Consider the following 8,522-nt stretch of genomic DNA (forward strand, 5'->3'; position numbering starts at 1 on the left):
GCTCGGCGTTCATTCCGGCTCGCGCAGCCAGATCGGTTTCTTCAGTTTGCCGATGAAGGCGCTGTGCGCCTCAAGCTCCTCGGGGCTGGCATCGTGTGGCCGCGCCGCGCGGATCGGGCGATCGACCTGACTGGGCTGGTCGGCCGCGCCGCCGCGCTGGCCCTTGCTCGCCCCCAGTTCCAGGCCGGGCTGGCGCCCGCCGATCAGCTGCAGATAGACCTCGGCCAGCAATTCCGAATCCAGCAAGGCGCCGTGATGGGTGCGGTGGGTGTTGTCGATCTCGAAGCGCCGGCATAGCGCGTCCAGATTGGCCTGGGCACCGGGAAACTTGCGCCGGGCCATCAACACCGTATCGATGGTCCGGGTCATGGGAATCGGCGGAAAGCCCAGCCGCGCCAGTTCGGCGTTGATGAACTTCATGTCGAATTCGGCGTTGTGGATCACCAGCTTGGAATCGCCCAGGAATTCCAGGAAATCGGCGACAACCTCGGCGAAGACCGGCTTGTCCGACAGGAACTGGCTGGACAGGCCGTGCACCCGGAAGGCTTCTTCCGGCATGTCGCGTTCGGGGTTCAGATATTGGTGATAGGTGCCGCCGGTCGGCAGGTGGTTGAACAGCTCGACGCAGCCGATCTCGACGATGCGGTGGCCGGTCAGCGGATCGAAGCCGGTGGTTTCGGTATCCAGAACGATCTCACGCACCGCGCATCTCCTTGACCAGGGTCATGAGTTTCCGCCAGGCCGGCCCGCGGCCGGTTCCTGTCGGGATGATGATATCGGCGCGGCGGCGCTTGGCGGGATCGGGCATCTGCTGGGCGCGGATGGCGGCCAGTCGGGCCGGGCTTTGGCCCGGCCGTCGCAGCACCCTTTGCGCCTGCAGGAAGGCCGGGCAGGTCACCACCGCCACCCTGTCGCACCGTTTTTCGCCATGGGTTTCGTACAAGAGCGGAATATCCAGCACCACCAGCCGGGCGCGACGGCGGCGCCAGGTCTTGAGAAACTGCGTCTCGGCCCGGCGCACCAGCGGGTGCAGAATGCGTTCCAGCCGCCGCAGCCGGGCGGGATCGCCGAATACCTGGCGGCCCAGCTCGGCGCGATCGATGGCGCCATGGGCGGTCACACCCGGAAAGGCCGCTTCGACCGCCGCGACGGCGTCGCCGCCCGGCCCCAGCAGCCGATGCACGGTGGCATCGGCATCGTGCACCGGCACCCCCATGCGCCGCAGCATGGCGGCCGCCGTGCTTTTGCCCATGCCGATCGATCCGGTCAGGCCCAGGATCTTCATGCCAGCACGAAGGCCCGCAATTCATCGGTGACCATCGGGCGGGCGCCGTACCACGCCTCGAAGCCCGGCACCGCCTGCCACAGCAGCATGCCGATGCCATCGACGATTGCGTTGCCGCGCTGGGCGGCAGCATTCAGCAGATCGGTCATCAGCGGCGCATAGACGATGTCGTTGACCACCGCCGTACCGGGCAGGGCGGCAAGGTCGATGTCCAGCGGCGGCTGGCCATTCATGCCGAGGGTGGTGGTGTTGACCAGAAGGCCAGCGCCGTCCAGGGCGTCGGCGCGGACCTGCCAATCCAGGGGCCGCACCGGGCCGCCGATATCGGCGGCCAGCTGCTCGGCCCGGGCCAGCCCGCGATTGAGCAGACGGATCTCGGGCACGCCGGCATCGACCAGGGCGGCAACCACCGCACGCGCCGCACCGCCGGCCCCCAACACCACCGCCGGGCCGCTGGCGGGCTGCCAGTCCGGCGCCCCCCGGCGCAGATTTTCCAGGAAACCGAAGGCGTCGGTGTTGCGGCCCTCGATGGTGCCGTCATCCCTGACCACCAGGGTATTGACCGCGCCGATGCGCGCCGCCAGCGGCTCGACATGATCGACCAGGGCCAGGGCCATTTCCTTGTGCGGCACGGTGACGTTGGCGCCCCGGATGCCCAGCTTGGGCAGGGCATCCAGCGCGGCGGCGAAATCCTCGGGCCTCACCGCCAGCGGCACATAGGCGCCGTCGATCCCCAATTGCTGTAGCCAGAAGCCGTGCAGGCGCGGCGAGCGCGAATGCCCCACCGGCCAGCCGATCACCCCGGCCAGGCGGGCCTTTCCCGACAGGGTCATGGGATCAGTTCTCCGTTCTCGCGCAGGAAATCCAGCAAGGGCAGCAGCGGCAGGCCCAGGATGGTGAAATGGTCACCGGTGACCTGCATCATCAATTGCACCCCCAGCCCTTCCAGCTGATAGGCGCCGACCGAGCCCAGCACCGCCTCGCCGGCTTGGGTAAGATAATCATCGAGGAAGGCATCGGAAAAGCGGCGCATGGTCAAATGCGCCGCCTCGGTGTGGTGCCACAGGGTCTGGCCGTCCCTGACCACCACCACCGCGCTGGTTAGGCGGTGATTGCGGCCGCGTAATGACTGAAGCTGGGAGCGGGCTTCGGCACGGTCGGCCGGCTTGTCGTACCATGTTCCGTCGCAATCGAGCATCTGGTCGGCGCCGATTACCAGGGCGCCGGAATGGCGCGCCGACACCCGGATCGCCTTCAAGGCGGCCAGGGCTTCCGCCGCGCGGGCGGGGTTGCCGGTTTCGGCCTTGAACGAATCCTTGACCGATTGTTCGTCGATGGCCGCCACCTCGATAGCGAACGACACGCCGGCGCGCTCCAGCATGGCGCGCCGCGCCGCCGAGGCCGAGGCCAGCACGATCACGCCGTCACCCCGTCGCGCTTGGCGGCGTGCTGGGCGTGCAATTGCATGATCGAGGCCGAGGCCTCCTCGATCGAGCGGCGGCTGACATCGACCACCGGCCAGCCATGGCGCGAGAACAATTTGCGGGCGCTGGCCACTTCCTCGCGGACCTTCTCGAACTGGGCGTATTCGGCGTCCTCGTCGTGATTGAGGAAGCGCAGGCGCGAGCGGCGAATGTCGGACAGGCTTTTCGGATCCTTGGTCAGGCCGACCACCAACGGCCAGCGCAAGGATTCCAGCTGGGTCGGCAGCGGCACGCCGGGCACCAGGGGATAATTGGCGCATTTATAGCCACGATTGGCCAGATACATGCAGGTCGGCGTCTTCGAGGTGCGCGACACCCCGATCACCACGATATCGGCGTCGTCCAGATCGTCCAGCAACTGCCCGTCATCATGGGCCAAGGTGTATTGCATGGCGTCGATGCGGGCGAAATATTCGGCGTCCAGCACATATTGGCGGCCGGGCGTCGCCCCCACCTCGGCGCCGAAGAACCCGGCCAGCGCCCCCATCACCGGATCGAGAACCGGGATGAACGGGACCCGCATGCGCCGGCAGGCCTCTTCCAGCAGCGAGCGCACCGCGCCATCGACCAGGGTGCACAGCACGATGCCGGGATTGTCCTCGATCCCGGCGATCACCCGCTCGGCCTGGCCCTGGCTGCGCACCAGCCACCAATTATGCTGGGTGGTGTTGATCCCCTCGAACTGGACCAGGCAGGCGCGGGCCATCGACAGGACGGTCTCGCCGGTGGCGTCGGAAACCAGATGCAGGTGATAGCTGTCCATGCGCTTCGCTGGGGATAAGGTGGAAGAACGGGGATAACCGGGGTGTTTTGACGGTGCCGGGTTTTTTCCTCCCCGTTCGCGTCATTCCCTCCCCGGGACGGCCAGGCTGTCGACAACATTCCGACCGCACCCGACAATAGCGTGAATCATCGTCCGCTTCATCCGCTTTCCCCCTTATCCCCGCTTTCCAACCAGGCACCGGCACGCCGATTCCCGGCACTTTCCCCCAGCTCGGGCGACTTTTCCCCCGGCAGTGATCACTTTGGGGATAAGCTGGGGACCGAATCGCATCCCCAGGTTCCACAGGCCCAACAACACTCAGCCACCTTTCTTCTCTCAAACAAACCTTGTATGACCTTGGACCGCCGCAGCCGAATATCTTCGAGGGTGAGCCTTGACCCAGACCGCACCGACCAAGCCGTTTCTTCGTGCCCTAGCCGGCGAGACGATCCTGCCGCCACCCTTCTGGCTGATGCGACAGGCCGGTCGCTACCTGCCGGAATATCGGGCCACCCGCGCCCAGGCCGGCAGCTTCCTGGACCTGTGCTACAATCCAGAACTGGCCGTCGAGGTCACGCTGCAGCCGCTGCGCCGCTACGGTTTCGACGCCGCCATCCTGTTTTCCGACATTCTGGTGGTTCCCGACGGGCTCGGACAGGATGTCGCCTTCCGGGAAGGCGAGGGTCCGGTGCTGGCGCCCATTCGCTCGGCAAGGGATCTGGATGGTCTCGACATCTCGGGCCTGCACCAACGGCTTGACCCGGTCTATCGCACCGTCAAGGGCCTGTCCTCGGCGATTCCGTCCTCGACCGCGCTGATCGGTTTTTCCGGGGCGCCGTGGACGGTGGCCACCTACATGATCGAGGGCGGCGGTTCCAAGGATTTCCAGGAAGCCAAGCGCCTGATGTGGGGGCAGCCAGAGGTTTTCGCCCGGCTGATGGACCTGTTGGTCGAGGCGACCGGCCAATATCTGATCCGGCAGATCGATGCCGGCGCCGAGGCGATCCAGATTTTCGACACCTGGGCGGGGGCCCTGCCGGAACCCGAATTCCGCCGCTGGGTGATCGAGCCGGCCCGCAAGCTGGTCGAACGCATCCGCGCCGAACGGCCCGGTATCCCGGTGATCGGTTTCCCGCGCGGGGCCGGCATGCTTTACCAGGCCTATGTCAAGGAAACCAAGGTCAGCGGCGTCAGCCTGGATTCCAGCGTGCCCCTGGACTGGGCGGCCGAGACGTTGCAGCCCCATTGCACGCTTCAGGGCAATCTGGACCCGATCTTGCTGGTGACCGGCGGTGAAGCGCTGGATGCCGGCATCGACCGGGTGCTGAAAAGCTTAAGCAAGGGGCCGTTCATCTTCAATCTGGGCCACGGCATCATTCCGCCGACGCCCCCTGAGAACGTCGCCAGGTTGGCCGAGCGGGTGAAAGGCTTCAAGGGCTAGGCATCATGGGCAAGACCGCAGTCGTTTTGTTCAACATGGGCGGACCGGACAGCCTGGAGGCGGTCGAACCGTTCCTGTTCAACCTGTTCAACGACAAGGCGATCATCGGCGCGCCCTGGCCGATCCGGCCCTTGCTCGCCAAGCTGATTTCCAGCCGCCGCGCCCCGGTGGCCAAGGAAATCTATCGCCAGATCGGCGGCGCCTCGCCCATCTTGCGGGAAACCAAGGCCCAGGCCAGCGCCCTTGAATTCGCCCTGGGCGAGGGCTTCAAGGTGTTCGTCGCCATGCGCTATTGGCACCCGTTCACCGCCGAGACGGTGGCGGCGGTGAAGGCCTGGGGCGCGGATCGGGTGGTGTTGCTGCCGCTTTACCCGCAATTTTCCACCACCACCAATCGGTCGAGCCTGAGGGCGTGGGCGGCCCAAGCGGCCAAGGCCAAACTGAACCTGCCGACCGAGTCGATCTGTTGCTATCCGGCCCAAGCCGGCCTGATCGCCGCCATGGCCGAACTGGTCCGGGCCGGCTTGAGCAAGGCCAGCGCCCATGGGCGGCCGCGGGTGCTGTTTTCCGCCCATGGATTGCCGCAAGGGGTGGTCGACAGGGGCGATCCCTATCCGATGCATGTCGAGATGACCGCCCGCGCGGTGGTGTCGGCCTCGGGGTTGGACGATCTGGATTGGGGGGTTTGCTATCAAAGCCGGGTCGGGCCGCTGAAATGGATCGGGCCGGCGACCGAGGACGAGCTGGCTCGGGCCGGCGCCGACAAGGTGCCGGTGGTGGTGGTGCCGATCGCCTTCGTCTCCGAGCATTCCGAGACCCTGGTCGAATTGGATATCGAATATCGCCATCGTGCTGGAAGCCTGGGCATTCCGGCCTATATCCGGGTGCCGACGGTATCGGCCCATCCGGCTTTCATCGAGGGCTTGGCGGAATTGGTCAGAAATCCGGCCCAAGCCCACGGTCGCGCCTGTTCGGCCATCGGCAGAAGCTGCCTGTGGAAGGAGGAGCCATGACCGGGGAGGGCTATCTGTGGCTGAAGGCCTTGCATGTGATCGCGGTGATCTCGTGGATGGCCGGTCTTCTTTATCTGCCGCGGCTGTTCGTTTACCATTGCGAGGTGGAAATTGGCTCGGCCACCTCGGAATTGTTCAAGGTGATGGAACGGCGTCTGTTGAAGGCGATCATGATGCCGGCGGCGATCGTCGCCTGGGCGGCCGGCCTGTTCATGGCGGTGGTCGGCGGTCTATTCCATGACGGATGGTTTCACGTGAAACTAACCCTGGTGATTGGAATGACCATCTCCCACTATATGATGACAGGGTGGAAGAACGACTTCGCCGCCGACCGCAATCGCCGGCCGCAGAAGTTTTTCCGTGTCGCCAATGAAGTCCCGACCTTGCTGATGATTGCCATCGTCATTCTGGTAATCGTCAAACCCTTTTGAGATCGCTGCATCGCACACAGAAAAGGCGTTTGACAGGCCTGTCCGCTTTGGCTAATGCTTGGCGCGATCCTGATGGGGCCGTCTGAAGCCCCCTTGATCCCGATTTCATCCAGGCCGTCGCCGTCTGCTTATCCGCCACGGGTCATCCCGTGGTCCCGCCCCTTGGCAGCGGATCGACGGATATTCCCAATGGAACCCCCCCATGCACCTGCAGGAACTGAAGAAAAAGACGCCCGCCGAGCTTCTGGCTTTCGCCGAAGAGCTGCAGATCGAAAATGCCAGCACGCTGCGCAAGCAGGACATGATGTTCGCGATCCTGAAGCAGCTGGCCGACAATGATCAGCCGATCTATGGCGACGGCGTGCTGGAAATCCTGCAAGACGGCTTCGGCTTCCTGCGCAGCCCCGAGGCGAACTACCTTCCCGGTCCCGATGACATCTATGTCAGCCCCAGCCAGGTCCGCCGTTTCGGCCTGCGCACCGGCGACACGGTCGAGGGCCAGATCCGCTCGCCCAAGGATGGCGAGCGCTATTTCGCCCTGCTGAAGGTCAACGCCATCAATTTCGAGCCGCCGGAAAACGTGCGGCATCGCATCAATTTCGACAACCTCACTCCGCTTTATCCCGACGAGAAGCTGAGCCTGGAACTGGACGATCCGACCAAGAAGAACCTGACCACCCGGGTCATCGATCTGGTCGCTCCGATCGGCAAGGGCCAGCGCGCGCTGATCGTGGCGCCGCCCCGTACCGGCAAGACGGTGATGCTGCAAAACATCGCCCACGCCATCTCGGCCAACCACCCCGAGGTCTATCTGATCGTCCTGCTGATCGACGAGCGGCCGGAAGAAGTCACCGACATGGCCCGTTCGGTCAAGGGCGAGGTGATCAGCTCGACCTTCGACGAGCCGGCTTCCCGTCACGTCCAGGTCACCGAGATGGTGCTGGAAAAGGCCAAGCGCCTGGTCGAGCACAAGCGCGACGTGGTGATCTTGCTGGATTCCATTACCCGCCTGGCGCGCGCCTACAACACCGTGGTGCCCAGCTCGGGCAAGGTGCTGACCGGCGGTGTCGATGCCAACGCCCTGCAGCGACCCAAGCGCTTCTTCGGCGCCGCCCGCAATATCGAGGAAGGTGGATCGCTGTCGATCATCGCCACCGCCCTGATCGATACCGGCAGCCGCATGGACGAAGTGATCTTCGAAGAGTTCAAGGGCACCGGCAATTCGGAAATCATCCTGGACCGCAAGCTGTCGGACAAGCGCACCTTCCCGGCCATCGACATCACCAAGTCGGGCACCCGCAAGGAAGAACTGCTGGTCGACAAGGGCGTGCTGTCGAAGATGTGGGTGCTGCGCCGCATCCTGATGCCGATGGGCGTGATCGACGCCATGGAGTTCCTGGTCGACAAGCTGAAGCAGTCCAAGAACAACTCGGACTTCTTCGATGCGATGAATTCGTAAGATCGTTCATCCCGACAAGAAAAAGGCCCCTCGGTTTCGAGAGCCGTTGGGACTAAGTGTGTTTGAGGAAAGCCCCGTATCAGGCGTAGCGCCGGATACGGGGCTTTTCATTTGCCTAAGAATTTTTCCGTCATGGCCGGGCTTGACCCGGCCATCCACGCTGTTGGTTGCAGACACCCAGGGTTGGCCGCATCATGCGAGTATGCAGGGCGGCTGGGTCTACATCATGACGAACCGACCAAATAGCACGCTATACGTCGGCGTGACCAGCGATTTGGCGCGTCGAGCCTGGGAGCACCGGGAGGGCGTCGCCGACGGCTTCACCAAGCGGTATGGACTGAAGCAGCTGGTTTATGCCGAGCGATACGAGGACATCCGCACCGCTATTCAGCGGGAGAAAAACCTCAAACACTGGCCGAGGGCGTGGAAGGTCAAACTGATCCTGACCGACAATCCGAACTGGGACGATCTCTACGAGCGGCTGGCGTAGTCGCGGATGGCCGGGTCAAGCCCACTGCTGTCCGGTTTAATTTAGTGGACTGAGTGCACGGCGTTGATTCTACTCGTGTTCAGACGTTTGGCGCGTCTCCTGGACACGAATTGGAGCAACACCGTGCGGCATCAGAATAGCGTTTTTCATGACTTG

The 8,522-nt window shown here is 64.2% G+C and carries 10 protein-coding genes; 5 read left to right on the plus strand and 5 right to left on the minus strand.

What is annotated here, in order from left to right; all coding sequences use genetic code 11:
* Window positions 1–9 precede the first annotated feature (9 nt).
* The 5 genes from dnaQ to A6A05_RS12400 are packed head-to-tail and all read right to left on the minus strand — an operon-like array spanning window position 10 to window position 3,532.
* Complete coding sequence (gene dnaQ, locus A6A05_RS12380) at window positions 10–702, minus strand: DNA polymerase III subunit epsilon (RefSeq protein WP_068501414.1); 693 nt, start codon at window positions 700–702, stop codon at window positions 10–12.
* Complete coding sequence (gene coaE / locus A6A05_RS12385; protein ID WP_068501417.1) at window positions 695–1,285, minus strand: dephospho-CoA kinase; 591 nt, start codon at window positions 1,283–1,285, stop codon at window positions 695–697. The genes dnaQ and coaE overlap by 8 nt, the downstream gene beginning before the upstream one ends.
* On the minus strand, window positions 1,282–2,118 hold the full coding sequence (locus A6A05_RS12390) for a shikimate dehydrogenase (protein WP_068501419.1): 837 nt from the start codon (window positions 2,116–2,118) through the stop codon (window positions 1,282–1,284). The genes coaE and A6A05_RS12390 overlap by 4 nt, the downstream gene beginning before the upstream one ends.
* Complete coding sequence (locus A6A05_RS12395) at window positions 2,115–2,705, minus strand: Maf family protein (protein ID WP_068501422.1); 591 nt, start codon at window positions 2,703–2,705, stop codon at window positions 2,115–2,117. Before A6A05_RS12395 ends, A6A05_RS12390 begins: the two co-directional genes overlap by 4 nt.
* Window positions 2,702–3,532 (minus strand): pyruvate, water dikinase regulatory protein, encoded by an 831-nt coding sequence (locus A6A05_RS12400; protein WP_068501425.1) that lies wholly within the window; start codon window positions 3,530–3,532, stop codon window positions 2,702–2,704. Before A6A05_RS12400 ends, A6A05_RS12395 begins: the two co-directional genes overlap by 4 nt.
* A 394-nt stretch (window positions 3,533–3,926) precedes the next feature.
* On the opposite strand from A6A05_RS12400, the gene hemE reads away from it, so the two are divergent.
* The 5 genes from hemE to A6A05_RS12425 all read left to right on the plus strand — a co-directional run bounded on the left by hemE (window position 3,927) and on the right by A6A05_RS12425 (window position 8,366).
* Entirely contained in the window at window positions 3,927–4,973 is a 1,047-nt protein-coding gene (gene hemE, locus A6A05_RS12405; RefSeq protein WP_068501428.1) for a uroporphyrinogen decarboxylase, read from the plus strand.
* 5 nt (window positions 4,974–4,978) lie between these two features.
* Window positions 4,979–5,986 (plus strand): ferrochelatase, encoded by a 1,008-nt coding sequence (gene hemH, locus A6A05_RS12410; RefSeq protein WP_068501431.1) that lies wholly within the window; start codon window positions 4,979–4,981, stop codon window positions 5,984–5,986.
* Window positions 5,983–6,417 carry a protoporphyrinogen oxidase HemJ gene (gene hemJ / locus A6A05_RS12415; protein ID WP_068501435.1) on the plus strand — a complete coding sequence of 145 codons (435 nt, stop codon included), beginning with the start codon at window positions 5,983–5,985 and terminating at the stop codon, window positions 6,415–6,417. The genes hemH and hemJ overlap by 4 nt, the downstream gene beginning before the upstream one ends.
* A 202-nt stretch (window positions 6,418–6,619) precedes the next feature.
* Complete coding sequence (rho, locus tag A6A05_RS12420) at window positions 6,620–7,876, plus strand: transcription termination factor Rho (protein ID WP_068501438.1); 1,257 nt, start codon at window positions 6,620–6,622, stop codon at window positions 7,874–7,876.
* A 58-nt stretch (window positions 7,877–7,934) separates the two neighbouring features.
* Entirely contained in the window at window positions 7,935–8,366 is a 432-nt protein-coding gene (locus A6A05_RS12425) for a GIY-YIG nuclease family protein (protein WP_245644288.1), read from the plus strand.
* Window positions 8,367–8,522 lie beyond the last annotated feature (156 nt).

This window comes from Magnetospirillum moscoviense, from assembly GCF_001650635.1.
GTDB lineage: Bacteria > Pseudomonadota > Alphaproteobacteria > Rhodospirillales > Magnetospirillaceae > Magnetospirillum > Magnetospirillum moscoviense.